The organism is Pseudomonas triticicola, from assembly GCF_019145375.1.
In the GTDB taxonomy this organism is placed as follows: domain Bacteria; phylum Pseudomonadota; class Gammaproteobacteria; order Pseudomonadales; family Pseudomonadaceae; genus Aquipseudomonas; species Aquipseudomonas triticicola.
The window spans coordinates 3,588,849-3,611,983 of record NZ_JAHSTX010000001.1 but is presented as its reverse complement, the minus strand read 5'-3'; the positions used below and the strand labels follow the sequence as shown (position 1 = coordinate 3,611,983).

Annotated in this window: 28 protein-coding genes and 2 pseudogenes; 18 read left to right on the top strand and 12 right to left on the bottom strand. The window is 60.6% G+C overall.

Annotated features, from left to right (window positions below; all coding sequences use genetic code 11):
• The first annotated feature begins 75 nt into the window (after positions 1 to 75).
• Together KVG85_RS16160 and tldD are read left to right on the top strand one after the other, a co-directional pair.
• Positions 76 to 936: a carbon-nitrogen hydrolase family protein gene (locus KVG85_RS16160; protein WP_217864352.1), complete on the top strand. Its 861-nt coding sequence runs from the start codon at positions 76 to 78 to the stop codon at positions 934 to 936.
• A gap of 4 nt (positions 937 to 940) precedes the next feature.
• Positions 941 to 2,383: a metalloprotease TldD gene (gene tldD, locus KVG85_RS16155; protein WP_016771693.1), complete on the top strand. Its 1,443-nt coding sequence runs from the start codon at positions 941 to 943 to the stop codon at positions 2,381 to 2,383.
• Positions 2,384 to 2,434: 51 nt separating this feature from the next.
• Here the strand turns inward: tldD and yjgA are convergent, their stop codons facing one another.
• The gene (yjgA, locus tag KVG85_RS16150) at positions 2,435 to 2,959 is read right to left on the bottom strand and encodes a ribosome biogenesis factor YjgA (protein WP_016771692.1); all 525 of its coding nucleotides are present in this window, start codon (positions 2,957 to 2,959) and stop codon (positions 2,435 to 2,437) included.
• A 108-nt stretch (positions 2,960 to 3,067) separates the two neighbouring features.
• On the opposite strand from yjgA, the gene pmbA reads away from it, so the two are divergent.
• The 6 genes and pseudogenes from pmbA (at position 3,068) to KVG85_RS16125 (ending at position 6,860) form a co-directional block, all read left to right on the top strand.
• On the top strand, positions 3,068 to 4,414 hold the full coding sequence (gene pmbA / locus KVG85_RS16145) for a metalloprotease PmbA (protein WP_024011613.1): 1,347 nt from the start codon (positions 3,068 to 3,070) through the stop codon (positions 4,412 to 4,414).
• Positions 4,415 to 4,666: 252 nt separating this feature from the next.
• Positions 4,667 to 4,741: pseudogene (locus tag KVG85_RS26175) on the top strand (FagA protein); the annotation flags it as partial.
• 1 nt (position 4,742) lies between these two features.
• Positions 4,743 to 4,856, top strand: a pseudogene (locus KVG85_RS25985) (hypothetical protein); the annotation flags it as partial.
• A gap of 27 nt (positions 4,857 to 4,883) precedes the next feature.
• Positions 4,884 to 5,324, top strand: coding sequence for a DUF2753 family protein (locus KVG85_RS16135; RefSeq protein ID WP_217864351.1), 441 nt, complete (start codon positions 4,884 to 4,886; stop codon positions 5,322 to 5,324).
• A gap of 1 nt (position 5,325) precedes the next feature.
• On the top strand, positions 5,326 to 5,937 hold the full coding sequence (locus KVG85_RS16130) for a superoxide dismutase (protein ID WP_123443393.1): 612 nt from the start codon (positions 5,326 to 5,328) through the stop codon (positions 5,935 to 5,937).
• Between the two features lie 29 nt (positions 5,938 to 5,966).
• A complete protein-coding gene (locus KVG85_RS16125) occupies positions 5,967 to 6,860 on the top strand; it encodes a ZIP family metal transporter (RefSeq protein WP_217864350.1) in 894 nt (297 codons plus the stop codon).
• 95 nt (positions 6,861 to 6,955) lie between these two features.
• On the opposite strand, the gene KVG85_RS16120 is transcribed toward KVG85_RS16125, so the two are convergent.
• The 10 genes from KVG85_RS16120 to KVG85_RS16075 form a co-directional block, all read right to left on the bottom strand.
• Positions 6,956 to 7,231 carry an HPr family phosphocarrier protein gene (locus KVG85_RS16120; protein ID WP_217864349.1) on the bottom strand — a complete coding sequence of 92 codons (276 nt, stop codon included), beginning with the start codon at positions 7,229 to 7,231 and terminating at the stop codon, positions 6,956 to 6,958.
• A gap of 15 nt (positions 7,232 to 7,246) precedes the next feature.
• Positions 7,247 to 8,104 (bottom strand): RNase adapter RapZ, encoded by an 858-nt coding sequence (gene rapZ, locus KVG85_RS16115; RefSeq protein WP_217864348.1) that lies wholly within the window; start codon positions 8,102 to 8,104, stop codon positions 7,247 to 7,249.
• A gap of 2 nt (positions 8,105 to 8,106) precedes the next feature.
• On the bottom strand, positions 8,107 to 8,571 hold the full coding sequence (ptsN, locus tag KVG85_RS16110; RefSeq protein ID WP_217864347.1) for a PTS IIA-like nitrogen regulatory protein PtsN: 465 nt from the start codon (positions 8,569 to 8,571) through the stop codon (positions 8,107 to 8,109).
• A gap of 12 nt (positions 8,572 to 8,583) precedes the next feature.
• Positions 8,584 to 8,892 (bottom strand): ribosome hibernation-promoting factor, HPF/YfiA family, encoded by a 309-nt coding sequence (hpf, locus tag KVG85_RS16105; protein ID WP_007912419.1) that lies wholly within the window; start codon positions 8,890 to 8,892, stop codon positions 8,584 to 8,586.
• Positions 8,893 to 8,965: 73 nt separating this feature from the next.
• Positions 8,966 to 10,456: an RNA polymerase factor sigma-54 gene (locus KVG85_RS16100; RefSeq protein WP_217864346.1), complete on the bottom strand. Its 1,491-nt coding sequence runs from the start codon at positions 10,454 to 10,456 to the stop codon at positions 8,966 to 8,968.
• 166 nt (positions 10,457 to 10,622) lie between these two features.
• Entirely contained in the window at positions 10,623 to 11,348 is a 726-nt protein-coding gene (gene lptB / locus KVG85_RS16095) for an LPS export ABC transporter ATP-binding protein (protein WP_024011621.1), read from the bottom strand.
• A complete protein-coding gene (lptA, locus tag KVG85_RS16090) occupies positions 11,348 to 11,893 on the bottom strand; it encodes a lipopolysaccharide transport periplasmic protein LptA (protein ID WP_016771679.1) in 546 nt (181 codons plus the stop codon). Before lptA ends, lptB begins: the two co-directional genes overlap by 1 nt.
• Entirely contained in the window at positions 11,880 to 12,452 is a 573-nt protein-coding gene (gene lptC, locus KVG85_RS16085; protein ID WP_217864345.1) for an LPS export ABC transporter periplasmic protein LptC, read from the bottom strand. The genes lptA and lptC overlap by 14 nt, the downstream gene beginning before the upstream one ends.
• Positions 12,453 to 12,460: 8 nt before the next feature.
• Positions 12,461 to 12,985, bottom strand: coding sequence for a KdsC family phosphatase (locus KVG85_RS16080; protein WP_016771677.1), 525 nt, complete (start codon positions 12,983 to 12,985; stop codon positions 12,461 to 12,463).
• Complete coding sequence (locus KVG85_RS16075) at positions 12,985 to 13,959, bottom strand: KpsF/GutQ family sugar-phosphate isomerase (RefSeq protein WP_041477981.1); 975 nt, start codon at positions 13,957 to 13,959, stop codon at positions 12,985 to 12,987. Before KVG85_RS16075 ends, KVG85_RS16080 begins: the two co-directional genes overlap by 1 nt.
• 272 nt (positions 13,960 to 14,231) lie before the next feature.
• Between KVG85_RS16075 and KVG85_RS16070 the strand changes: the two genes are divergently transcribed.
• The 10 genes from KVG85_RS16070 to hisC all read left to right on the top strand — a co-directional run bounded on the left by KVG85_RS16070 (position 14,232) and on the right by hisC (position 22,199).
• Positions 14,232 to 15,041, top strand: coding sequence for an ATP-binding cassette domain-containing protein (locus KVG85_RS16070; protein WP_122508228.1), 810 nt, complete (start codon positions 14,232 to 14,234; stop codon positions 15,039 to 15,041).
• Positions 15,041 to 15,838, top strand: coding sequence for a lipid asymmetry maintenance ABC transporter permease subunit MlaE (mlaE, locus tag KVG85_RS16065; protein WP_042608753.1), 798 nt, complete (start codon positions 15,041 to 15,043; stop codon positions 15,836 to 15,838). Before KVG85_RS16070 ends, mlaE begins: the two co-directional genes overlap by 1 nt.
• Positions 15,838 to 16,305, top strand: coding sequence for an outer membrane lipid asymmetry maintenance protein MlaD (mlaD, locus tag KVG85_RS16060; RefSeq protein WP_016771673.1), 468 nt, complete (start codon positions 15,838 to 15,840; stop codon positions 16,303 to 16,305). The genes mlaE and mlaD overlap by 1 nt, the downstream gene beginning before the upstream one ends.
• Before the next feature lie 11 nt (positions 16,306 to 16,316).
• Positions 16,317 to 16,970 carry an MlaC/ttg2D family ABC transporter substrate-binding protein gene (locus KVG85_RS16055; RefSeq protein ID WP_217864344.1) on the top strand — a complete coding sequence of 218 codons (654 nt, stop codon included), beginning with the start codon at positions 16,317 to 16,319 and terminating at the stop codon, positions 16,968 to 16,970.
• The gene (locus tag KVG85_RS16050; RefSeq protein WP_051600381.1) at positions 16,967 to 17,272 is read left to right on the top strand and encodes an STAS domain-containing protein; all 306 of its coding nucleotides are present in this window, start codon (positions 16,967 to 16,969) and stop codon (positions 17,270 to 17,272) included. The genes KVG85_RS16055 and KVG85_RS16050 overlap by 4 nt, the downstream gene beginning before the upstream one ends.
• Positions 17,273 to 17,387: 115 nt before the next feature.
• Positions 17,388 to 17,627 carry a BolA family protein gene (locus KVG85_RS16045; protein ID WP_039769303.1) on the top strand — a complete coding sequence of 80 codons (240 nt, stop codon included), beginning with the start codon at positions 17,388 to 17,390 and terminating at the stop codon, positions 17,625 to 17,627.
• A 22-nt stretch (positions 17,628 to 17,649) separates the two neighbouring features.
• Positions 17,650 to 18,915 carry a UDP-N-acetylglucosamine 1-carboxyvinyltransferase gene (gene murA / locus KVG85_RS16040; RefSeq protein WP_016771669.1) on the top strand — a complete coding sequence of 422 codons (1,266 nt, stop codon included), beginning with the start codon at positions 17,650 to 17,652 and terminating at the stop codon, positions 18,913 to 18,915.
• Positions 18,916 to 19,043: 128 nt separating this feature from the next.
• A complete protein-coding gene (gene hisG, locus KVG85_RS16035) occupies positions 19,044 to 19,679 on the top strand; it encodes an ATP phosphoribosyltransferase (protein WP_016771668.1) in 636 nt (211 codons plus the stop codon).
• A gap of 126 nt (positions 19,680 to 19,805) precedes the next feature.
• On the top strand, positions 19,806 to 21,143 hold the full coding sequence (hisD, locus tag KVG85_RS16030; protein WP_056782950.1) for a histidinol dehydrogenase: 1,338 nt from the start codon (positions 19,806 to 19,808) through the stop codon (positions 21,141 to 21,143).
• A 3-nt stretch (positions 21,144 to 21,146) separates the two neighbouring features.
• On the top strand, positions 21,147 to 22,199 hold the full coding sequence (gene hisC / locus KVG85_RS16025; RefSeq protein WP_217864343.1) for a histidinol-phosphate transaminase: 1,053 nt from the start codon (positions 21,147 to 21,149) through the stop codon (positions 22,197 to 22,199).
• Positions 22,200 to 22,412: 213 nt separating this feature from the next.
• On the opposite strand, the gene KVG85_RS16020 is transcribed toward hisC, so the two are convergent.
• Positions 22,413 to 23,132: a DUF4198 domain-containing protein gene (locus tag KVG85_RS16020; protein WP_217864342.1), complete on the bottom strand. Its 720-nt coding sequence runs from the start codon at positions 23,130 to 23,132 to the stop codon at positions 22,413 to 22,415.
• Positions 23,133 to 23,135 lie beyond the last annotated feature (3 nt).

Genomic DNA, 23,135 nt, shown 5'->3' with positions numbered 1-23,135 from the left:
GCTCTTAAAAAAAATCAAAAGATCGCAGCCTGCGGCAGCTCCTACACAGGTACATGCAAATCCCGAGGAGCGGCCATGTCTTTAGCGGTGATTCAAATGGTCAGCCAGAGTGACGTGCTGGCCAATCTGGCCCAGGCCCGACGCCTGCTTGAACAGGCCGCCGCCAGCGGGGCGAAACTCGCGGTGCTGCCGGAAAACTTCGCTGCCATGGGCCGTCGCGACGTCGCCGATATCGGCCGCGCCGAGGCCTCGGGCGAAGGGCCGATCCTGCCCTGGTTGAAACAGACCGCCCGCGACCTCACCTTATGGATAGTCGCCGGTACATTGCCGTTGCCACCGTTGGGTCAACCCACGGCCAAAGCCAATGCCTGCTCGTTGCTGATCAATGAATACGGCGAGATCGTCGCGCGCTATGACAAGCTGCATCTGTTCGATGTCGATGTCGCCGACAATCGCGGCCAATACCGTGAATCCGATGACTATGCTTATGGCGGTAATGTAGTGGTGGCGGATACGCCGGTGGGGCGCGTCGGTCTGAGCGTGTGTTACGACTTGCGTTTCCCGGAGCTGTACAGTGAATTGCGTGCCGCCGGTGCCGAATTGATTACTGCACCGTCGGCGTTTACGGCCGTAACCGGCGCCGCGCATTGGGATGTACTGATCCGCGCGCGGGCCATCGAAACACAGTGTTATATCCTCGCGGCCGCACAGGGCGGCAGTCATCCGGGGCCACGCGAGACCTTCGGGCATGCGGCGATTGTCGACCCGTGGGGGCGTGTGCTGGCCCAGCAGGATCAAGGCGAGGCGGTGTTGCTGGCCGCCCGCGACAGCGATGAACAAGCGTCCATCCGGGCGCGCATGCCGGTGACGCGTCATCGGCGGTTTTTCTCGCAGGGCGCCCAGCGGCCTGCTTCAGAACACGAATTTAAGGCGTAAACCTATGAGCGAGTTGTTGTCCTCAGTCAGTGATCACCTGTTGGCACCCGGCGGTGTCACGATCGAGAGCCTGCAAGGCGTGCTCGGCGATCTGGCCGGGCCGGGCATCGATGCCGCCGACCTGTATTTCCAGGGCCAGATTTCCGAGTCATGGGCGCTGGAAGACGGCATCGTCAAGGAAGGCAGCTTCAACCTCGACCAAGGTGTCGGCGTGCGCGCGCAGTCCGGTGAGAAAACCGGTTTTGCCTACAGCAACGCGATCACCCTCGAAGCCCTCGGTGCAGCGGCCCGCGCCGCGCGTTCGATCTCACGTGCCGGGCAGAACGGCACCGTGCAGGCATTCACCAGCCAGGACGTCGCGCAACTGTACGCGCCGGATAACCCGCTGGAAGTGCTCAGCCGCGCGGAAAAAGTCGAGTTGCTCAAACGCATCGACGTCGCCACCCGCGCACTCGACCCACGGATTCAGCAGGTCAGCGTGAGCATGGCCGGGGTCTGGGAGCGGATTCTGGTGGCCTCCACCGACGGTGGCCTGGCCGCCGACGTGCGACCGCTGGTGCGCTTCAACGTTAGCGTCATCGTTGAGCAGAATGGCCGTCGCGAACGCGGCGGGCACGGCGGCGGTGGGCGTACCGATTACCGCTACTTCCTCGCCGAAGACCGCGCCATGGGTTATGCCCGCGAAGCGCTGCGCCAGGCGCTGGTGAATCTGGAAGCGATTCCGGCGCCGGCCGGTACCTTGCCGGTTGTGCTCGGTTCCGGCTGGTCCGGCGTGCTGCTGCACGAAGCGGTCGGTCACGGTCTGGAAGGCGATTTCAACCGCAAGGGCAGCTCGGCCTACAGCGGGCGCATGGGTGAAATGGTTGCCTCCAAGCTTTGCACCATCGTCGATGACGGCACCTTGAGCGGCCGTCGCGGTTCGCTGAGCGTCGATGACGAAGGCACGCCGACCGAGTGCACTACGCTGATCGAAAACGGCGTACTCAAGGGCTACATGCAAGACAAGCTCAACGCGCGGCTGATGGGCGTGGCGCGCACCGGTAACGGTCGCCGCGAATCCTACGCGCACCTGCCGATGCCCCGCATGACCAACACCTACATGCTCGGCGGTGAAAGCGATCCGGCGGAAATCATCGCCTCGGTAAAAAAGGGCATCTACTGCGCCAACCTCGGCGGCGGTCAGGTCGATATCACCAGCGGCAAGTTCGTATTCTCCACCAGCGAGGCTTATCTGATCGAGGACGGCAAGATCACCGCACCGGTCAAAGGCGCGACGTTGATCGGCAACGGCCCCGAGGCGATGAGCCGGGTGTCGATGGTCGGTAACGATCTGGCGCTGGACAGCGGTGTGGGTACGTGTGGCAAGGATGGGCAGTCGGTGCCGGTGGGTGTCGGCCAGCCAACGCTGAAGATCGATGCGATCACCGTGGGTGGCACGGGCGCATAAGAACGGTGGGGCTTTCGGGTGGCGCGCAGGACGGCCACCCGGTGACGATTATCAACGCAGGCCGCGTTGAGTCTCGTCCAGCTCCCGAATGTATTTGAAGATCTTGCGGCTCGAAGCAGGCGGTTTGTTTTGCGCAACCTCATGCTGGGCCTGACGGATCAGGGAACGCAATTGCTGGCGATCGGCATCCGGGTACTCGATGACGAATTTCTCCAGCACGGCGTCATCGCCCGCGATCAGGCGGTCACGCCAGCGTTCCAGATTATGGAAACGCTCGTTGTACTGGCGAGTGGAGGCATCGAGTTGATCGAGCAGAGTCAGAATCGCGTCAGTGTCCTGGTCGCGCATCAGTTTGCCGATGAACTGCAAATGCCGTTTACGCGCGATGTTCGCGGTGTGCTTGGGCGCATCGGCCAATGCCCGGCGCAAAGCGTCGGTCAACGGCAGTTTGGCGACCAGATCAGGCTTGAGTGTGGTCAGGCGCTCGCCGAGGTCAACCAGCGCATGCAACTCGCGTTTGACCTGAGATTTGCTTTTTTCTCCCGTATCGAGGGAGTCGTCGTAAGAATCAACCATGGTGGCAGTCCGCAAAGAAACGCCGCCATGATAACCAGTCGGGGGCCGCTTGTCCGGCCCGGTCGCTCGATGACCCCAGCCGAAAGCAGAATTTGAGTGGAGATGAGCATGAGTGCAGTTCAAAGCGTCGGCCCGCAGGCATTGCCGGCACTGCAAGAACAGGTCGAGCAGATCATCGCCGAAGCCAAGCGCCAGGGCGCCAGCGCCTGTGAAGTCGCGGTGTCGCTGGAGCAGGGGCTGTCGACCTCGGTGCGTCAGCGCGAGGTCGAAACCGTTGAATTCAACCGTGATCAGGGTTTTGGCATCACCCTGTACGTCGGCCAGCGCAAAGGTTCGGCCAGCACCTCGGCCACCGGGCCGGAGGCGATTCGTGAAACCGTCGCAGCAGCACTGGCCATCGCCAAACACACCTCCGAGGACGAAGCCTCGGGTCTGGCCGATGCGGCGCTGATGGCCAGGGATGTGCAGGATTTCGACCTGTTCCACGAGTGGGACATCACCCCGGAGCAGGCCATCGAGAAGGCTTTGCTCTGCGAGGCCGCGGCGTTCGATGCCGATGCGCGGATCAAGAACGCCGACGGCACCACCCTCAGCACCCATCAGGGCTGCCGGGTTTACGGCAACAGCCACGGTTTCATCGGCGGTTACGCATCGACCCGGCACAGCCTGAGTTGCGTGATGATCGCTGAAGCCGACGGCCAGATGCAGCGCGATTACTGGTACGACGTCAATCGCCAGGGCAGTCTGCTCGCCGATCCGGTGAGCATCGGCCAGCGTGCCGCGCAACGTGCAGCCAGCCGTCTGGGCGCGCGGCCGGTGCCGACATGCGAGGTGCCGGTGCTGTTTTCCGCCGAACTGGCGGGCGGTCTGTTCGGCAGCTTCCTCTCGGCAGTATCCGGCGGCAGTCTGTATCGCAAATCGTCGTTTCTCGAAGGCACACTGGGGCAGAAGCTGTTTCCGGAATGGCTGACCATTGATGAGCGTCCGCATCTGATGCGTGCCATGGGCAGTGCTTCCTACGACGGTGATGGCCTGGCGACTTACGCGAAACCGTTCGTCGAAAAGGGCGAGTTGGTCTCCTACATCCTCGGCACCTATTCCGGGCGCAAACTGGGCATGCCGAGCACCGCCAACGCGGGCGGGGTGCACAACCTGTTCGTCACCCATGGCGATGAAGATCAGGCAGCGCTGTTGAAGCGCATGGGCCGAGGTCTGCTGGTCACCGAATTGATGGGCCACGGCCTGAACATGGTCACCGGCGACTATTCGCGCGGTGCGGCGGGCTTCTGGGTGGAAAACGGCGAGATCCAGTTCGCTGTGCAGGAAGTGACCATCGCCGGCAACATGCGCGACATGTTCAAGCAGATTGTCGCGGTGGGTAATGATCTGGAGCTGCGCAGCAACATCCGCACCGGCTCGGTGTTGATCGAGCGGATGACTGTCGCCGGCAGCTAAGCCGCGAATCCGCCAACAAAAAAAGGCGCGCCATCCGTTCTGGATGGCGCGCCTTTTTTATTCGCTTCGCACAAATCCCTTGTGGGAGCGAGCCTGCTCGCGAAAGCGGTGGATCAGTTGTAAATGTGCTGATTGACACAGCGCATTCGCGAGCAGGCTCGCTCCCACAAGTTAACAGCGCAAACTCGAGCACTTGTGTTGGTTCTCATTATCATCTAATAATAAATCTCATCTCCGAACGAGACCCGGATCATGAGTTCTGCCTTGCACGAGCAGCCCTACCTCGAAAGCGGGCGCTGGATGAGCCGCCAGATCCGTCGCGCGCTAAGCCTACAAGGAAGGCCGCGCGGTGATCGACGTCGCTCTGGAACACTCCGACCTGTCGCGCAGCCAACTGGAAGAGTTGCTCAACCCCGAGAAACTCACCGCCGGCGGCGTGTAAATCCCGCAACCGCTTTGGAGGCTCACCATGGAGCACTGGAAACGCACGATCGAACGGGCCAATCACTGCTTCATGCTGGGCGAACTGATCGACGCCCGTGAGGCTTACCTGCAAGCCCTGGCCCTGGCGCAAGTGTTGTTCGAACGCTGGGCGGATGCCGACGAAGCGGTGGCGGCCTGCGTCGTCTCTCATCACAACCTCGCCGACCTGCATTTGCGCCTGAACCAACCGGAGGAGAGCGCCGAATACCTGTGCGCTATCCATCAACGTTTGTTGCAGACCATGCAGGACGAACGCCTGCGTCCGGCCCTGCGTGAGGCGGCGTTGCGCCAGAGCAGCAAGACCTACGTCGAACTGTTGAATTTCATCAGCGAGCACGGCGAGTACCCGCGCACCCAGCGCCTGCTGCATCCGGACACCGGCAATGCCCGCCGCGCCTCAAATCCCCATCAGTATGGAGTCCACTGAAATGGCTTTTACCTTGCCTGCCTTGCCTTATGCCTACGATGCCCTCGAGCCGCACATCGATGCGCAGACCATGGAAATCCATTACACCAAGCATCACCAGACCTACATCAACAACCTCAACGCCGCCGTGGAAGGCACCGAATTCGCCGAGTGGCCAGTGGAAAAACTCGTCGCCAGCGTCCAGCAACTGCCGGAAAAACTTCGCGCGGCGGTGATCAATCAGGGCGGCGGCCACGCCAACCATTCGCTGTTCTGGGAAGTGATGGTGCCCAACGGTGGCGGCAAGCCCAACGGCGCTCTGGCCAAGGCCATCGACGAGCAACTGGGCGGACTCGACAGTTTCAAGGAAGCCTTCACCAAGGCCGCGCTGACCCGTTTCGGCAGCGGTTGGGCCTGGCTCAGCGTGACACCGGAGAAAAAACTGGTCGTGGAAAGCAGCGGCAATCAGGACAGCCCGCTGATGACCGGCAACACACCAATCCTTGGTCTCGACGTCTGGGAGCACGCCTACTACCTGCGCTACCAGAACCGTCGCCCGGAATACATCAACGCGTTCTACAACGTGATTAATTGGCCGGAAGTTGCTGCGCGCTATCAGGCCGCACTGGTTTAAGCCTTCCATAAAAACAATCAGGGCTGACTATGGGCACGGAAACACTGGCGATTGGCAGCGGGCGCATGTTTCGTTACGCGGTGGGCTCGCTGTTGCTGCTGGCGGGGATGACTTTGCTGGTCGCCCACGGTTTGCAATGGCTGAATCTGGAACCGAAGCTGTTGCGCGCGTTGCAGGGCGGTGCCATCTGCGCATTGGGCACGGCGCTTGGCGCGGTGCCGGTGCTGGTGATCCGGCGCATGCCGCAGGCACTCAGCGACACCTTGCTGGGATTTGGTGCCGGAGTGATGCTGGCGGCGACGGCGTTTTCGCTGATCGTGCCGGGCATTGCGGCAGCTGAGAGCCTTGGCCTGACGCCGTGGGCCGCCAGTGGCCTGATCTGCTTCGGCATCCTGCTCGGCGCGTTCGGTCTTTATCTGGTGGATCGGCGCGTTTCGGGTGCCTCGCCGGAGATGCTCGTCGGCACGCTGGAGCAACCGGTGATTCCACCGCGAATCTGGCTGTTCGTGTTCGCCATCATCGCGCACAACATTCCAGAAGGCATGGCGGTTGGCGTATCTGCCGGCGGCGGGATGGCGGACGCCGACAGCCTGGCGATGGGCATTGCGTTGCAGGATGTGCCGGAAGGACTGGTGATTGCGTTGGTGCTGGCCGGGGCAGGGATGTCGCGGGTCAGGGCATTTTTGATTGGCGCGGCGTCTGGGCTGGTCGAACCGGTATTTGCACTGTTATGTGCGTGGCTGGTGAGTCTGGCTCAGGTGCTGTTGCCGCTGGGGCTGGCACTGGCGGCCGGGGCGATGTTGCTGGTGGTGACCCACGAAGTGATCCCGGAGTCGCGCCGTCATGGGCATGACAAGCTGGCGAGTCTGGGCCTGTTGATCGGGTTCTGTCTGATGATGGTGATGGATACGGCGTTGGGTTGAAAGAGGATCAAAAATTCGCAGCCTGCGGCAGCTCGTACCTTGGAATGCGTTTCCTGTAGGAGCTGCCGCAGGCTGCGATCTTTTGACTTTGGCTATCAGCCACCTTCGTCGAAGTAGTTGTCGATCAACGCTACCAGCGCATCCATGGCTTCCTGTTCCTGATGCCCTTCGGTACTCAAATAAATTTTGGTGCCTTTGCCCGCCGCGAGCATCATCATTGCCATGATGCTCTTGCCGTCGACAGCCGTTTCAGGGGTGCGTCCCACCCGGATCGTGCAGTCTGGATACTGACCGGCCACGCCGACGAATTTGGCCGATGCCCGCGCATGCAGACCCAGCTTATTGATGATTTCGATTTCACGAGCAGGCATCGCGGTGTGAATCCTTTAGGTGAGGTCGCGGTGGCGAACCTGGACGTTCTTCAGGGTTTTCTGCAGGGCCAGGCCCAGACGTTCGGTCAGGTAGACGGAGCGGTGGTGCCCGCCGGTGCAGCCGATGGCAATGGTCACGTAAGCACGGTTGCTGGCGGCGAAACGTGGCAGCCACTTGTTCAGGTAGGCGTAGATGTCCTGATACATTTCTTCGACATCCGGCTGCTGCGCCAGGTACTCGGCCACCGGTGCATCAAGGCCCGATTGCGCGCGCAGCTCCGGTTTCCAGTACGGATTGGGCAGGCAGCGCACATCGAAGACCAGATCGGCATCGACCGGCATGCCGCGCTTGAAGCCAAATGATTCAACCAGAAACGCCGTGCCGGGTTCCGGCTGATTCAGCAGGCGCAGCTTCAGAGTGTCGCGAAGCTGATAGAGGTTCAGGCTAGTGGTGTTGATTTTCAGATCGGCCAGATCGGCGATCGGGCCGAGCAGGGCGGTTTCATCGTGAATCGCCTCGGCCAGTGAGCGATTGGCGTTGCTCAGCGGGTGACGTCGCCGGGTCTCGGAAAAACGCTTGAGCAGAGTTTCCTCGTCGGCGTCCAGATACAGCACATCGCACTTGATGTGTTTGGCACGGACGTCTTCGAGCAATTCGGGAAAGCGTGACAGATGGCTGGGCAGGTTGCGCGCATCAATCGACACGGCGACCAGCGGCTGCGCCAGCTCCGTGTGAATCAGCGCACGCTCGGCCAGTTCCGGCAGCAAACCGGCCGGCAAATTGTCGATGCAGTAGTAGCCGTTGTCCTCAAGGACATTCAGGGCGGTACTTTTACCCGAGCCCGAACGGCCACTGACAATGATCAAACGCATGATTAGTGCCCGTTCTGCTCGTCCAGTACAACCTGGTACAAGGCTTCGTTGCTCGCGGCGCTGCGCAGTTTTTCACGAACTTCCTTGCGGTCGAGCATGCTGGCGATCTGGCGCAGCAACTCCAGATGCGCATCGGTCGCGGCTTCCGGGACCAGCAGCACGAACAGCAGGTCTACCGGAGCGCCGTCGATGGCGTCGAAATCGATCGGGGCTTCGAGGTGCAGCAGGGCGCTGATCGGCGCCGTGCAGCTCTTGAGGCGGCAGTGGGGAATGGCGATGCCGTTACCAAAACCGGTGGAACCGAGTTTTTCACGGGCGATCAGCGCCTCGAAGACATCCTGCATCGCCAGATCCGGCACTTCGCGGTGGATCAGGTTGGCAATCTGTTCGAGGGCTTTTTTCTTGCTGCCGCCCGGCGCGTTCACTTGGGAACGGCCGGGGGTCAGGATGGTTTCAAGTCGGATCATGGGATAGGGGTGTTAACGACCGGTCGCGCCCTGGAGGAGGCTCTGGGTCTTTTCCTTATGCTTTTTGAGTTGGCGATCCAGCTTGTCGGTGAGTGAGTCGATCGCAGCGTACATGTCGGTATCTTCTGCGTTGGCGACCACTTCGCTGCCGGGGATATGCAAGGTGGCTTCGATCTTCTGCTTCAGCTTTTCGACGCACATCGTGACTTGCACGTTGGTGATCTTGTCGAAATGTCGCTCCAGTCGCTGGAGTTTTTCCTCGATGTAGGAACGCAGAGGTTGGGTCACTTCCAGTTGGTGTCCACTGATGTTGACTTGCATACAGCTTCTCCTTCGTTGCCAGTGCATAAAGCGGCAGGCCGAAAAGCCTGCCACTGGAACGCTGTAACGTGGCTTACATCAACCGCTTGCGTTCGCTCGAAGGCGCGATTCCGAGGGATTCGCGGTACTTGGCGACGGTGCGGCGAGCCACCTGAATGCCTTGTGCCTCCAGTAAACCAGCGATCTTGCTGTCACTCAACGGCTTTTTCTGATTTTCCGCAGCGACCAGTTTTTTGATGATCGCGCGGATCGCCGTGGACGAGCATTCGCCGCCTTCGGAGGTACTGACGTGGCTGGAGAAAAAGTATTTCAGCTCATAAATACCGCGCGGGGTATGCATGAATTTTTGTGTGGTCACTCGGGAAATCGTCGATTCGTGCATGCCCACCGCTTCGGCGATGTCATGCAATACCAACGGCTTCATCGCTTCGTCGCCGTATTCGAGGAAGCCGCGCTGATGTTCGACGATCTGCGTGGCCACTTTCATCAGGGTTTCGTTGCGGCTCTGCAAGCTCTTGATGAACCAGCGGGCTTCCTGCAACTGGTTGCGCATGAAAGTGTTGTCGGCGCTGGTGTCGGCACGTTTCACAAAACCGGCGTACTGGGCGTTGACACGCAGGCGTGGCACCGACTCCTGGTTCAGCTCGACCAGCCAGCGCTCGTTGTCCTTGCGCACGATCACATCGGGAATGACGTACTCGGCTTCGGTCGACTCGATCTGCGAGCCTGGACGCGGATTGAGACTCTGCACCAGTTCGATGACCTGGCGCAGTTCGTCTTCCTTGAGCTTCATGCGGCGCATCAACTGGCTGTAATCGCGGCTGCCGAGCAGGTCGATGTAATCGGCGACCAGCCGTTTGGCCTCGGTCAGCCACTGCGTCTTCGCGGGCAGCTGGCGCAATTGCAGCTGCAGGCATTCGCTGAGGTTGCGGGCGCCGATCCCGGCGGGCTCGAATTGCTGGATGCGATGCAGGACGGCTTCGATCTCGTCGAGCTCGATGTCCAGTTCAGGATCGAACGCTTCAAGAATTTCTTCGAGTGTTTCGTCCAGATAGCCCTGATTGTTGATGCAGTCGATCAGGGTCACGGCGATCAGGCGATCGGTGTCGGACATCGGCGCCAGGTTCAGTTGCCAGAGCAGATGACTTTGCAGGCTCTCGCCGGCGGACGTGCGGGTGGTGAAATCCCACTCATCGTCATCGCTGCTGGGCAGGCTGCTGGCGCTGGTCTGGTAGACGTCTTCCCAGGCGGTATCCACTGGCAGTTCGTTGGGGATGCGCTCGTTCCATTCGCCATCCTCGAGGTTATCCACCGTCGGGGCGGTTTCCTGGTAGGAGGGTTCCTGGATTTCGGCGGGCTTCTGTTCGGCGTTGTCGGCCAGAGGATCGGCGTTGTCGAAGTCGTCGCCTTCTTCCTGGCGCTCGAGCATCGGATTGGATTCCAGAGCCTCCTGGATCTCCTGTTGCAGGTCCAGGGTCGACAATTGGAGCAGGCGGATGGCCTGTTGCAGCTGCGGTGTCATCGTCAGCTGCTGGCCCATTCTCAAGACTAGCGATGGTTTCATGGCAGGGGCTTAACACCTTATTCGCCGGCGCTTTGCGCCATCCACTACAGGGCGCCGAAGCGCCAAACTTAAGCAAATTATATGCCTGAAACTGAAGTGTTTGCCTAGAGCGCTGTAACAATTAAAGCGGATAAATGCGCCTTGAATCGATACAGCGCTGTCGCGCTTACAGGCGGAACTCGTGACCCAGATACACTTCCTTGACCAGATCGTTGGCCAGGATGGTCTCGGCATCGCCTTCAGCGATCAGTTGACCGTCGTTGACGATGTAAGCGGTTTCGCAGATATCCAGGGTTTCACGGACGTTGTGGTCGGTGATCAGCACACCGATGCCCTTGGCCTTGAGGTGATGGATGATCTGCTTGATGTCGCCGACCGAGATCGGGTCGACACCGGCGAACGGTTCGTCGAGCAAGATGAATTTCGGCGCAGTGGCCAGGGCACGAGCGATTTCCACCCGGCGGCGCTCACCACCGGACAGGCTCATGCCGAGGTTGTCGCGGATGTGGCTGATGTGAAACTCCTGCAGCAGGCTTTCCAGCTCCTTGCGACGACCGGCCTTGTCGAGCTCCGGGCGAGTCTCGAGGATCGCCATGATGTTGTCGGCGACCGACAGTTTGCGGAAGATCGACGCTTCTTGCGGCAGATAGCCGATACCAGCCTTGGCGCGGCCGTGCATCGGCTGGTGGCTGACGTCCAGATCATCGATCAGCACACGGCCCTGATCTGCCTGCACCAGGCCAACGATCATGTAGAAGCACGTAGTCTTGCCGGCGCCGTTCGGGCCGAGCAAGCCGACGATCTGCCCGCTGTCGATCGACAGGCTGACGTCACGCACGACCTGGCGGCTTTTATAGGCCTTGGCCAGGTGCTGAGCTTTCAGAGTTGCCATTACTGGGATTTCTCTTCGGTTTTCTTCTTCGGCTGGATCACCATGTCGATGCGCGGACGCGATTCGGTGACCTTGCTGCCCGTGGCGCGACCGGCGCTGGCCAGTTTCTTCACGGTGTCGTAGACGATTTTTTCGCCCTGGGTGACGTTGTTATCCTTGTCGATAACCTTGGCCTTGTCGATCAGCACCACCCGGTTCTGCTGGGCGTGGTATTGAATCGTCACGCCGTAGCCCTTGACCGGGTTGGCGTCGCCTTGGGTCTGCAACTGCTCGAAGTAAGCCAGGTTGCCCACCGAGGTCACCACGTCGATGTCGCCATTGGGCGCGCGCGTCATGGTCACGGTGTTGCCTTTAACGATCATCGAGCCCTGGGTAATGATCACGTCACCTTTATAGGTGGCGATGCCATTCTTGTCGTCCAGTTGGGCGTCGTCGGCCTGAATGCGGATAGGCTGCTGCTGATCGTTCGGCAGGGACCAGGCGCTCGCGCTTCCCAGTGCTGCGCCCAGACTGAGCAAAATAGGGAGGGTTTTAACGAGCCTCATACTGTCCTCTTACGTTCGATTGCAGGTGTATCCTGCTGTCCTTCAGGTACGCTTTCATTCCGACGCCAGTCGATACGCCGCCAGCGCCCTCGATTCTAACGGGTTGCGCGGTCTGCGCATATTCTTGCTGCGGGAACACGGTCATGCGGGTGCTGGTGATCAGGGTGCCGCGCTGTTTCTCGTCGGTGCGCTGTACGCGTACCGAGTCGATCAATTCCACTTCGGTACCGCCCGAATTCACCTCGCCGCGCTCACTGGTCACATGCCACGGGAAGTCGGTGCCGCGGTACATGTTCAAATCAGGCTTGGTCACCAGGGTGACATCGGTAGCCTTGACGTGCTCGGCCTTGTCGGAAGTCATCTCGTACTGCACCTTGCCGTCGGGCAGGTACTGAATGGTATGCGTGTTGGTCGCGTACCAGTCGATCGGATTCTCGGCAGCCGAAACCGGTGGCTTGTCGAGGAAGCGTTCCGGGCTGATGTTCCAATAGCCGACCGCAGCGAAAATCGCCGCGATGCCGCCGAACAGCAGAAAATTGCGAAACTTTTTGCTAAACATGGTCAGGCTCACAGGTACGCGGCGTTGGCCGCTTCGAGGCGGCCCTGGGCGCGCAGGATCAATTCGCAGAATTCACGGGCAGCACCTTCGCCGCCACGGGCGCGGGTAACGCCATGGGCATGTTCGCGGACGAAATCGGCAGCGTTGGCTACCGCCATGCCCAGCCCTACACGGCGGATCACCGGCAAGTCTGGCAGATCGTCACCCAGATAGGCGACTTCTTCATAGCTTAGGCCCAGTTGCGCGAGCAGACCGTCGAGTACCACCAGTTTGTCCTCGCGCCCCTGAAACAGATGCGGGATGCCGAGGTTCTTCGCGCGGCGCTCGACCACCGGGGTCTTGCGGCCACTGATGATCGCCGTTTGCACGCCGGCATTCATCAGCATCTTGATGCCCTGGCCGTCGAGGGTGTTGAAGGTCTTGAACTCGCTGCCGTCTTCGAGAAAGTACAGGCGGCCGTCGGTGAGCACACCGTCGACGTCGAACACAGCCAGTTTGATTGCTTTGCCGCGTTGCAGCAGATCGTTGCTCATTACATGACTCCTGCGCGCAGCAGATCGGAGAGGTTGAAGGCGCCGATCGGGCGATCCTCCTCGTCGACGACTACCAGGGCGTTGATTCGATGGTCTTCCATGATTTTCAGGGCTTCGGCGGCGAGCATGTCGGGCCGGGCGGTCTTGCCGTGTGCAGTCATCACCTGGTCGATGGTGGCGCTGCGGATGTCGATGGCGCGATCCAGGGTGCGGCGCAAATCACCGTCGGTGAAGATCCCGGCGAGCTTGCCATCGGCTTCAATAATAGCGGTCATGCCCAGACCCTTGCGGGTCATTTCCATCAGCGCGTCCTTGAGCAGGGTGCCGCGTTGTACCTGCGGCAGCTCCTGCCCGGCGTGCATGACGTTTTCGACTTTCAGCAGCAGGCGACGGCCAAGGGCGCCGCCGGGATGCGAGAAGGCAAAATCTTCAGCGGTGAAACCACGCGCTTCCAGCAAGGCCACGGCGAGGGCATCGCCCATGACCAGCGCTGCAGTAGTAGAAGAGGTCGGCGCCAGATTCAACGGACAGGCTTCGTGCTCGACATGCACATTGAGATTGACCTCGGCAGCCTTGGCCAGTGGCGACTGCGGGTTGCCGGTGACGCTGATCAGCTGGATGCCCAGGCGTTTGATCAATGGCAGCAGCGTTACGATTTCGTTGGTCGAGCCGGAGTTCGACAGGGCCAGAATCACATCGTCGCGGGTGATCATGCCCATGTCGCCGTGGCTGGCTTCGGCCGGATGCACGAAAAACGCTGGAGTACCAGTGCTGGCCAGGGTGGCGGCGATCTTGTTGCCGACGTGCCCGGATTTGCCCATGCCGACTACGACCACGCGGCCCTTGCTGGCCAGAATCATCTCGCAGGCGCGTACGAAATCGGCGTCGATATGGGCCATCAAGCCTTGGACGGCTTCCACTTCGAGGCGGATGGTGCGTTGTGCCGATTGAATCAGGTCGCGGGTTTTGCTCATGTCAGAATCGTATGGGCCGATGAAAAGGCGGCGATTATAGCGGTTATGTGGCAAAGCCTCACGCAAGTTCGACGTGCTTTGTCATTACTGGTTACCAAAACCCTCTGAAACTCGCTCGGGCCCTCTTCAGTCGGCGATCTTGGCCGGGTTCTCGCTTGGGCGCTCAGCCTTTGCAGTGATATAGTTCGCCGCCAGTTCGGCCTGCCCGGGATGCAGGTGTTTCCGAGGAAAGTCTGGCATCCCAGTGAGAGGCTGCATCGCAAGGAGTTTAGATGAGTGCCGATAACGCCTACGCGGTCGAGCTGAAGGGAGTCTCCTTCAAGCGCGGTGCGCGGAGCATTTTCAATAACGTCGATATCCGCATCCCGCGCGGCAAGGTCACCGGCATCATGGGGCCTTCCGGCTGCGGCAAGACCACGCTGCTGCGCCTGATGGGCGCGCAGTTGCGGCCGTCCGGCGGCGAAGTCTGGGTCAACGGGCAGAACCTGCCGACGCTGTCGCGCAGCGATCTGTTCGATGCACGCAAGCACATGGGCGTGCTGTTTCAGAGCGGTGCGCTGTTTACCGACCTCGATGTGTTCGAGAACGTGGCCTTTCCGCTGCGGGTGCACACCCAGCTGCCGGAAGACATGATTCGCGACATCGTCCTGCTGAAATTGCAGGCGGTGGGGCTGCGTGGCGCCATCGAGTTGATGCCGGACGAACTGTCCGGCGGCATGAAGCGCCGCGTGGCGCTGGCCCGGGCGATTGCCCTCGATCCGCAGATTCTCATGTACGACGAGCCCTTCGTGGGCCAGGACCCGATCGCCATGGGCGTGTTGGTGCGCCTGATCCGCCTGCTCAACGATGCCCTGGGCATCACCAGCATCGTGGTCTCGCACGACCTGGCGGAAACCGCGAGCATTGCCGACTACATCTATGTCGTGGGCGATGGTCAGGTGCTGGGCCAAGGCACACCGGATGAGCTGATGAATTCGGATGAACCGCGTATCCGCCAGTTCATGACCGGTGATCCCGATGGCCCGGTGCCGTATCACTTTCCAGCGACGGATTACCGCGCAGATCTTCTGGGGAAGCGTTGATGCGCAGAATTTCATTGATGGAACGCGTGCGTCGGTTCGGCGAATCGGCGATCGACGCGGTCGCGGTGTTTGGTCGGGCGACCCTGTTCCTGTTTCACGCCCTGCTGGGCCGTGGCGGTATCAGCGGTGGTTTTGGCCTGCTGGTCAAGCAGCTGCATTCGGTCGGCGTCATGTCGCTGGTGATCATCGTGGTCTCCGGCATTTTCATCGGCATGGTCCTGGCGTTGCAGGGCTTCAGCATTCTTTCCAGCTATGGTTCAGAGCAGGCGGTGGGGCAGATGGTCGCCCTGACGCTGCTGCGTGAACTGGGGCCGGTGGTCACCGCGTTGCTGTTTGCCGGGCGCGCCGGTTCGGCGCTGACCGCCGAGATCGGCAACATGAAATCCACCGAGCAGTTGTCCAGCCTGGAAATGATCGGTGTCGATCCGCTCAAGTACATCATTGCCCCGCGCCTGTGGGCCGGCTTCATTTCGCTGCCGGTGCTGGCGATGATCTTCAGCGTCGTCGGCATCTGGGGCGGTTCGTGGGTCGCGGTCGACTGGCTGGGCGTCTACGAAGGCTCGTACTGGGCGAACATGCAGAACAGCGTGACCTTCACCAGTGATGTGCTCAATGGCGTGATCAAGAGTGTCGTCTTCGCCTTTGTCGTTACCTGGATTGCCGTATTCCAAGGCTATGACTGTGAACCCACTTCCGAGGGGATCAGTCGTGCCACCACCAAGACCGTGGTGTTTGCCTCGCTGGCAGTGCTCGGTCTGGACTTTATTCTGACCGCTTTGATGTTTGGAGATTTCTGATGCAAAACCGCACCCTGGAAATCGGTGTCGGCCTGTTCCTGCTGGCAGGGATCCTGGCTTTGCTGCTGCTCGCCTTGCGCGTCAGCGGCCTGTCTCCGACTTCGTCCACCGACACTTACAAGTTGTATGCGTATTTCGACAATATCGCCGGTCTGACGGTCAGAGCCAAAGTGACCATGGCCGGCGTGACCATCGGCAAGGTCACCGCTATCGATCTGGATCGCGACAGCTTCACCGGCCGGGTCACGCTGCAAGTGGATAAAAAGGTCGACAACCTGCCGGTCGATTCCACAGCGTCTATCCTCACCGCGGGTCTGCTGGGCGAGAAATACATCGGTATCAGCGTCGGCGGCGAAGACACCCAGTTGAAAGACGGTGGAACCATCCACGACACGCAGTCGTCACTGGTACTGGAAGACCTGATCGGTAAATTCCTGCTCAATACCGTTAGCAAAGACGCCAAATGAGGAGCTTTTGAATGATCTCTATCTTGCGACGTGGCCTGTTGGTGTTGCTCGCGGCCCTGCCGTTGATGGCTAACGCTGCACCGGGGCAATCGGCTCATGACCTGATTCAGGACACCACGAACCGGATGCTTGCCGATTTGCAGGCGAACAAAGAGAAGTACAAGCAGGATCCGCAGGATTTCTATGCGGCGCTGAACAACATTGTCGGTCCGGTGGTGGATGCCGAGGGCATCTCCAAAAGCATCATGACCGTGAAGTATTCGCGCAAGGCCACGCCTGAGCAGATGCAGCGCTTTCAGGAAAACTTCAAGCGCGGTCTGTTCCAGTTCTACGGCAACGCTTTGCTGGAGTACAACAACCAGGGCATCACGGTTGACCCGGCCAAAGATGAATCGGGCGAGCGCACCAGTGTCAACATGACCGTCAAGGGCAGCAACGGCGCGATCTATCCGGTGCAATACACCCTTGAGAAGATCAGCGGCGAGTGGAAACTGCGCAACGTCATCATCAATGGCATCAACATTGGCAAGCTGTTCCGTGACCAGTTCGCCGACGCCATGCAGCGCAATGGCAACGATCTGGACAAGACCATCGATGGTTGGGCCGGTGAAGTCGCCAAGGCCAAGCAGGAAACCGACCAAGCCGCCGCGAAGCCAGTGCAATGAGTGAGGCGGCAGTTCGCATGAGTGATGTCGACGAGCTGGTGCTCAGTGGCGTGCTGGATTACCGCACCGGGCCCGACCTGCGCAAGGAAGGGCAGGCGCTGATCAAGTCGAGCAAGGCATCGGCGCTGGTCATCGATTGTTCGGCGGTGCAGAAGTCCAGCAGCGTCGGCCTGTCGTTGCTGCTGTGCTTCATGCGTGATGCGCAGGCGGCCGGCAAGGCCGTCAGCATTCGCGCGATGCCCGAAGACATGCGCGAAATCGCTCAGGTCAGTGAATTGACCGAGTTGTTAGCGCAACCCTGAACCATCATCTATAAAGAAGCCCCCCGTCAGAGTCCTGCGTTGCGGGGTTCGCAGGCGCGGGGCTTTTTTGTATGATGTCCGACCCGTGCGCACAGGGCGCCGATTGAGGTTGAGCATGCAGGCCGTAGAAGTGAAGAGCTTCCTTGAAGGAAAGCTGCCAGGAACGCTGGTAGAAGTTGAAGGCGAAGGCTGCAACTTCCAGCTGAACGTGATCAGCGATGAACTGGCGGCGTTGAGCCCGGTGAAGCGTCAGCAAAGCATCTATGCCCATTTGAACCCATGGATCGCCGATGGCAGCATCCACGCGGTTACTATGAAATTTTTCAGCAGCGCGGCCTGGGCCGAGCGCACCTGAGCCCTAGGGCGTCGAGATACTAATGGATAAATTGATTATTACCGGTGGCGCTCGTCTTGATGGCGAGATCCGCATTTCCGGCGCGAAAAACTCCGCCTTGCCGATTCTGGCCGCGACCTTGCTGTGCGATGGCCCGGTCACCGTTGGCAACCTGCCGCACCTGCACGACATCACCACCATGATCGAGCTGTTCGGGCGCATGGGCATTGAGCCTGTGATCGACGAGAAGCTCAGCGTCGAAATCGACCCGCGCACCATCAAGACCCTGATCGCGCCGTACGAACTGGTGAAAACCATGCGTGCGTCGATCCTGGTTCTGGGCCCGATGGTCGCGCGTTTCGGTGAAGCCGAAGTCGCCCTGCCTGGCGGTTGCGCCATCGGTTCGCGTCCGGTCGACCTGCACATCCGCGGTCTGGAAGCCATGGGCGCGGTCATCGACGTCGAAGGCGGCTACATCAAGGCCAAGGCGCCTGAAGGCGGCCTGCGCGGCGCGCACTTCTTCTTCGACACCGTCAGCGTGACCGGTACCGAGAACATCATGATGGCGGCTGCACTGGCCAAGGGCCGCAGCGTGTTGCAGAACGCCGCGCGCGAGCCTGAAGTTGTCGACCTGGCGAACTTCCTCAATGCCATGGGCGCCAAGGTTTCCGGTGCTGGCACCGACACCATCACCATTGATGGCGTCGAGCGTCTGGGTTCGGCTTTCTACAAGGTCATGCCTGACCGTATCGAAACCGGCACCTACCTGGTCGCTGCTGCCGTGACCGGTGGCCGCGTCAAGGTCAAGGACACCGATCCGACCATCCTCGAAGCGGTGCTGGAAAAGCTGCGTGAAGCCGGTGCGGAAATCACCTGCGGTGAAGACTGGATCGAGCTGAACATGCACGGCAAGCGCCCGAAAGCGGTCAACGTGCGCACCGCGCCGTACCCGGCGTTCCCGACCGACATGCAGGCCCAGTTCATCTCGCTCAACGCCATTGCCGAAGGCACTGGTGCGGTGATCGAGACGATCTTCGAAAACCGTTTCATGCACGTGTACGAGCTGCACCGCATGGGCGCGCACATCCAGGTTGAAGGCAACACCGCGATCGTCACCGGTATCGAGAAGCTCAAGGGCGCGCCAGTCATGGCCACCGACCTGCGCGCATCGGCCAGCCTGGTGATCTCGGCGCTGGTTGCCGAAGGCGACACGCTGATCGACCGCATCTACCACATAGACCGTGGTTACGAGTGCATCGAAGAAAAACTGCAGATGCTGGGTGCCAAGATCCGTCGCGTTCCGGGCTGATCGCTGCATCGGGACACACGGACGTGTCCACTGAATTCGTTTCGAGTCGAGGGTGTACGCACCCTCGATGTGTGTCCGGCGCCGATTGCGACCGGGCATGAGTACCTTGATAAGGACTGACGTTTCCCATGTTGACCATCGCACTGTCCAAGGGCCGCATCCTTGACGACACCCTGCCGCTTCTCGCTGAAGCGGGCATCGTGCCGACCGAGAATCCGGACAAGAGCCGCAAGCTGATCATTCCCACGACCCAGGACGACGTGCGTCTGCTGATCGTGCGTGCCACCGACGTGCCGACCTATGTCGAGCATGGCGCGGCCGACCTCGGCGTCGCCGGTAAGGACGTGCTGATGGAATACAGCGGCCAGGGCCTGTACGAGCCGCTGGACCTGCAGATCGCCCAGTGCAAGCTGATGACCGCCGGCAAGATCGGCGCGGCCGAGCCCAAGGGCCGTCTGCGCGTGGCGACCAAGTTCGTCAACGTTGCCAAGCGTTATTACGCCGAGCAGGGCCGTCAGGTCGACATCATCAAGCTGTACGGCTCGATGGAACTGGCGCCGCTGATCGGGCTGGCCGACAAGATCATCGACGTGGTCGACACCGGTAACACCCTGCGCGCCAACGGCCTGGAACCCCAGGAACTGATCGCCACGATCAGCTCGCGTCTGGTGGTCAACAAGGCTTCGATGAAAATGCAGCACGCCCGAATCCAGGCGCTGATCGACACCCTGCGCAACGCAGTGGAATCGCGACACCGCGGCTGATCTACCAGCGCGGCCCGGGGCCGCGCCGTCTATCCGCCTCATAGCCAGAATTCTCAGGTGCCCAAGCGGATCGAATGCTAGTTTCGGGCGCCTGAGTTTTTTGCCAATTCCTATGAGGCTCTCGCTATGACCGCACCGACTGCAATTCGCCGACTCAACGCTGCTGACCCGGATTTCGCGCATCATCTGGATCATCTGCTGAGCTGGGAAAGTGTGTCTGACGACTCGGTCAATCAGCGCGTGCTGGACATCATCAAGGCTGTGCGCGAGCGCGGTGACGCGGCGCTGGTCGAGTTCACCCAGAAGTTCGACGGCCTCGAAGTCGCCTCGATGGCCGACCTGATCCTGCCGCGCGAGCGCCTGGAGCTGGCCCTGACCCGCATCACTGTGCCGCAACGCGAGGCCTTGGAAAAAGCCGCCGCCCGCGTGCGCAGCTATCACGAAAAACAGAAGCAGGATTCTTGGAGCTACACCGAGGCTGACGGCACGGTGCTCGGCCAGAAAGTCACGCCGCTGGATCGCGCAGGCCTCTACGTGCCGGGCGGCAAGGCCTCGTATCCGTCGTCGGTATTGATGAACGCGATTCCGGCCAAGGTGGCCGGCGTGACCGAAGTGGTCATGGTCGTGCCAACCCCGCGCGGTGAAATCAACGAGCTGGTGCTGGCCGCTGCCTGCATCGCCGGCGTCGACCGTGTATTCACCATCGGCGGTGCGCAAGCGGTTGCCGCGCTGGCGTACGGCACCGAAAGCGTGCCGCGTGTCGACAAGGTTGTCGGCCCGGGCAATATCTATGTGGCCACGGCCAAGCGTCATGTGTTCGGTCAGGTCGGCATCGACATGATCGCCGGCCCTTCGGAAATTCTCGTGGTCTGCGACGGCCAGACCGATCCGGACTGGATTGCCATGGATCTGTTCTCCCAGGCCGAGCACGACGAAGACGCGCAAGCGATTCTGGTCAGCCCGGACGCCGAGTTCCTCGACAAGGTCGCCGCGAGCATCGACAAACTGCTGCCGACCATGGACCGCGCGACCATCATCGAAACTTCGATCAATGGCCGTGGTGCGCTGATTCAGGTGAGCGACATGGCTCAAGCCATCGAAGTCGCCAACCGCATCGCCCCGGAACACTTGGAATTGTCGGTCGCTGATCCACAAGCCTGGCTGCCGCAGATCCGCCACGCCGGTGCGATCTTCATGGGCCGCCACACTTCCGAAGCGTTGGGCGATTACTGCGCCGGCCCGAACCACGTGTTGCCGACTTCCGGCACCGCGCGCTTCTCCTCGCCGCTGGGTGTGTACGACTTCCAGAAGCGCTCGTCGATCATCTTCTGCTCCGAGGCCGGCGCTTCCGAGTTGGGCAAAACTGCATCGGTACTGGCCCGTGGCGAATCACTGAGCGCCCACGCACGCAGCGCCGAATACCGCATCAAAGACCAAGACTTTCTGAAAGGGCAGGGGAACTGAGCGATGAGTAAATTCTGGAGCCCGTTCGTCAAGGATCTGGTGCCCTACGTGCCGGGCGAACAGCCGAAGCTGACCAAGATGGTCAAGCTCAATACCAACGAAAATCCGTATGGCCCGTCGCCAAAAGCGCTGGCGGCGATGCAAGCCGAGCTCAACGACAACCTGCGCCTGTATCCGGACCCGAACAGTGATCTGCTGAAAAACGCCGTGGCCGAATATTACGGCGTGCAAACCAGTCAGGTGTTCCTCGGCAACGGTTCGGACGAAGTGCTTGCGCACATCTTCCACGGTCTGCTGCAACATGATCAGCCGCTGCTGTTCCCGGACATCAGCTACAGCTTCTATCCGGTCTACTGCGGTCTGTACGGGATTGAATTCGACGCTGTTCCATTGGATGCGCAGTTCCAGATCAACCCGGCCGACTACGCCAAACCGAATGGCGGGATCATTTTCCCCAACCCGAACGCGCCGACCGGATGCCTGCTGGCTCTGGACGCGGTCGAGCAAATCCTCAAGGCCAGTCCTGATTCGGTCGTAGTCGTGGATGAGGCGTACATTGACTTCGGCGGCGAGACGGCGATCAGTCTGGTGGACCGCTATCCGAATCTGCTGGTGACGCAGACGCTGTCCAAGTCACGCTCGCTGGCCGGCCTGCGTGTCGGTCTGGCAGTAGGGCATCCGGACCTGATCGAAGCGCTGGAGCGGATCAAGAACAGCTTCAACTCCTATCCACTCGATCGTCTGGCGATTGTCGGCGCGGCGGCGGCGTTTGCCGATCGCGAGTATTTCGACAAGACCTGTCGTCAGGTGATCGAAAGTCGCGAGTGGGTGGTGGCGCAGTTGCAGGCTAAAGGCTTTGAAGTGCTGCCGTCGGCGGCCAACTTCATCTTCGCTCGCCACCCGCAGCATGATGCGGCGGGCCTGGCGGCCAAGCTGCGCGAGCAGGGCGTGATCGTGCGGCACTTCAAGCAGGAGCGGATTGCGCAGTTCTTGCGGATATCGGTGGGGACGCCTGAGCAGAATCAGGCGTTGATTGACGGGCTGAGCGACCTCTAAAAGCAAAAGCCCCTCACCCTAGCCCTCTCCCAGAGGGAGAGGGGACTGACCGAGGCGCACTTTAGAGTTGCACCGACGTGAGAAACCGAGTCGAATTCCAGTGTTGAAAAGCAAACAGATCGGCTCCCTTTCCCCCTCGCCCCCTTGGGGGAGAGGGCTGGGGTGAGGGGGATGGTATTCAGATCGAACATGGATTTTGAAAACGACCCTTGCTCACTCGTGATGCGGCTCGCCAAGGAATGTCAGCGAACTGAACAACCCACGACTGTTCACATCCGCGCTGTCCCTCACCGGCACCTCGACCTGCGCCGCAATCACATTCAACCCTTCATTACGCACCAGCACCTGCGCACGCCCATCCTTGTCGGTCTCGGTGCTCAGGGTGTTTGGTGCGCTGCGATAGTCGCCATACAACTTCACACCTGCCGCTGGTTTGCCATCGAGCAGCACCCGCACCGGTAACGATTTACCCGGCCCGACCGTCAGCGGATCAACCTCCGGCAGGATCAGCAGTTTGATCTGGTCCAGTTTCGGCAACTTCGCCCCTGGCTGATAGATCGCCAGGCTGTACTTGAACGTCTGCGTGGCCTCGGTAGCGCCGGGCACTTTGCTGCGTCCTTCGTTGATCCACTTCTTGTCCGCCGTCTGCGACCACATGCCGTTGTTCAGCGCCACGGCCAGCACCGCCGGCGGCTTCAATGGTTTCAAACGGGCATGATCGGCCAGGCGCTCGACGCTGACCGGGATCATTTTGCCGCTTGCGTCATAAGCCCAGGCACCGCTGATTTTTTGTGCCTTGAAGGCGTTGTCTTCAGCGCCGTGACCGTAGACCACTTCGATGTTGCCGCGTCGCTCCTCTGTCCACAGGCCGTGCGCCGACACCTGACCGGTGAACAGCGCAGCGAGGAGCAGAAGGGATTTGCCGTAGTGCATGGT

Coding starts and splice junctions, on each gene's coding strand:
- KVG85_RS16075 (WP_041477981.1), bottom strand. CDS start 13,959: ATGAGCAAAACCCGCGACCTGATTCAATCGGCACAACGCACCATCCGC.
- mlaD (WP_016771673.1), top strand. CDS start 15,838: ATGCAAAACCGCACCCTGGAAATCGGTGTCGGCCTGTTCCTGCTGGCA.
- mlaE (WP_042608753.1), top strand. CDS start 15,041: ATGCGCAGAATTTCATTGATGGAACGCGTGCGTCGGTTCGGCGAATCG.
- ptsN (WP_217864347.1), bottom strand. CDS start 8,571: ATGATCCGACTTGAAACCATCCTGACCCCCGGCCGTTCCCAAGTGAAC.
- hisG (WP_016771668.1), top strand. CDS start 19,044: ATGTTGACCATCGCACTGTCCAAGGGCCGCATCCTTGACGACACCCTG.
- KVG85_RS16045 (WP_039769303.1), top strand. CDS start 17,388: ATGCAGGCCGTAGAAGTGAAGAGCTTCCTTGAAGGAAAGCTGCCAGGA.
- KVG85_RS16130 (WP_123443393.1), top strand. CDS start 5,326: ATGGCTTTTACCTTGCCTGCCTTGCCTTATGCCTACGATGCCCTCGAG.
- KVG85_RS16120 (WP_217864349.1), bottom strand. CDS start 7,231: ATGCCTGCTCGTGAAATCGAAATCATCAATAAGCTGGGTCTGCATGCG.
- KVG85_RS16050 (WP_051600381.1), top strand. CDS start 16,967: ATGAGTGAGGCGGCAGTTCGCATGAGTGATGTCGACGAGCTGGTGCTC.
- lptB (WP_024011621.1), bottom strand. CDS start 11,348: ATGGCAACTCTGAAAGCTCAGCACCTGGCCAAGGCCTATAAAAGCCGC.
- KVG85_RS16055 (WP_217864344.1), top strand. CDS start 16,317: ATGATCTCTATCTTGCGACGTGGCCTGTTGGTGTTGCTCGCGGCCCTG.
- KVG85_RS16080 (WP_016771677.1), bottom strand. CDS start 12,985: ATGAGCAACGATCTGCTGCAACGCGGCAAAGCAATCAAACTGGCTGTG.
- KVG85_RS16070 (WP_122508228.1), top strand. CDS start 14,232: ATGAGTGCCGATAACGCCTACGCGGTCGAGCTGAAGGGAGTCTCCTTC.
- KVG85_RS16100 (WP_217864346.1), bottom strand. CDS start 10,456: ATGAAACCATCGCTAGTCTTGAGAATGGGCCAGCAGCTGACGATGACA.
- murA (WP_016771669.1), top strand. CDS start 17,650: ATGGATAAATTGATTATTACCGGTGGCGCTCGTCTTGATGGCGAGATC.
- KVG85_RS16125 (WP_217864350.1), top strand. CDS start 5,967: ATGGGCACGGAAACACTGGCGATTGGCAGCGGGCGCATGTTTCGTTAC.
- tldD (WP_016771693.1), top strand. CDS start 941: ATGAGCGAGTTGTTGTCCTCAGTCAGTGATCACCTGTTGGCACCCGGC.
- lptC (WP_217864345.1), bottom strand. CDS start 12,452: ATGTTTAGCAAAAAGTTTCGCAATTTTCTGCTGTTCGGCGGCATCGCG.
- KVG85_RS16135 (WP_217864351.1), top strand. CDS start 4,884: ATGGAGCACTGGAAACGCACGATCGAACGGGCCAATCACTGCTTCATG.
- lptA (WP_016771679.1), bottom strand. CDS start 11,893: ATGAGGCTCGTTAAAACCCTCCCTATTTTGCTCAGTCTGGGCGCAGCA.
- pmbA (WP_024011613.1), top strand. CDS start 3,068: ATGAGTGCAGTTCAAAGCGTCGGCCCGCAGGCATTGCCGGCACTGCAA.
- hisC (WP_217864343.1), top strand. CDS start 21,147: ATGAGTAAATTCTGGAGCCCGTTCGTCAAGGATCTGGTGCCCTACGTG.
- yjgA (WP_016771692.1), bottom strand. CDS start 2,959: ATGGTTGATTCTTACGACGACTCCCTCGATACGGGAGAAAAAAGCAAA.
- KVG85_RS16020 (WP_217864342.1), bottom strand. CDS start 23,132: ATGCACTACGGCAAATCCCTTCTGCTCCTCGCTGCGCTGTTCACCGGT.
- hisD (WP_056782950.1), top strand. CDS start 19,806: ATGACCGCACCGACTGCAATTCGCCGACTCAACGCTGCTGACCCGGAT.
- hpf (WP_007912419.1), bottom strand. CDS start 8,892: ATGCAAGTCAACATCAGTGGACACCAACTGGAAGTGACCCAACCTCTG.
- KVG85_RS16160 (WP_217864352.1), top strand. CDS start 76: ATGTCTTTAGCGGTGATTCAAATGGTCAGCCAGAGTGACGTGCTGGCC.
- rapZ (WP_217864348.1), bottom strand. CDS start 8,104: ATGCGTTTGATCATTGTCAGTGGCCGTTCGGGCTCGGGTAAAAGTACC.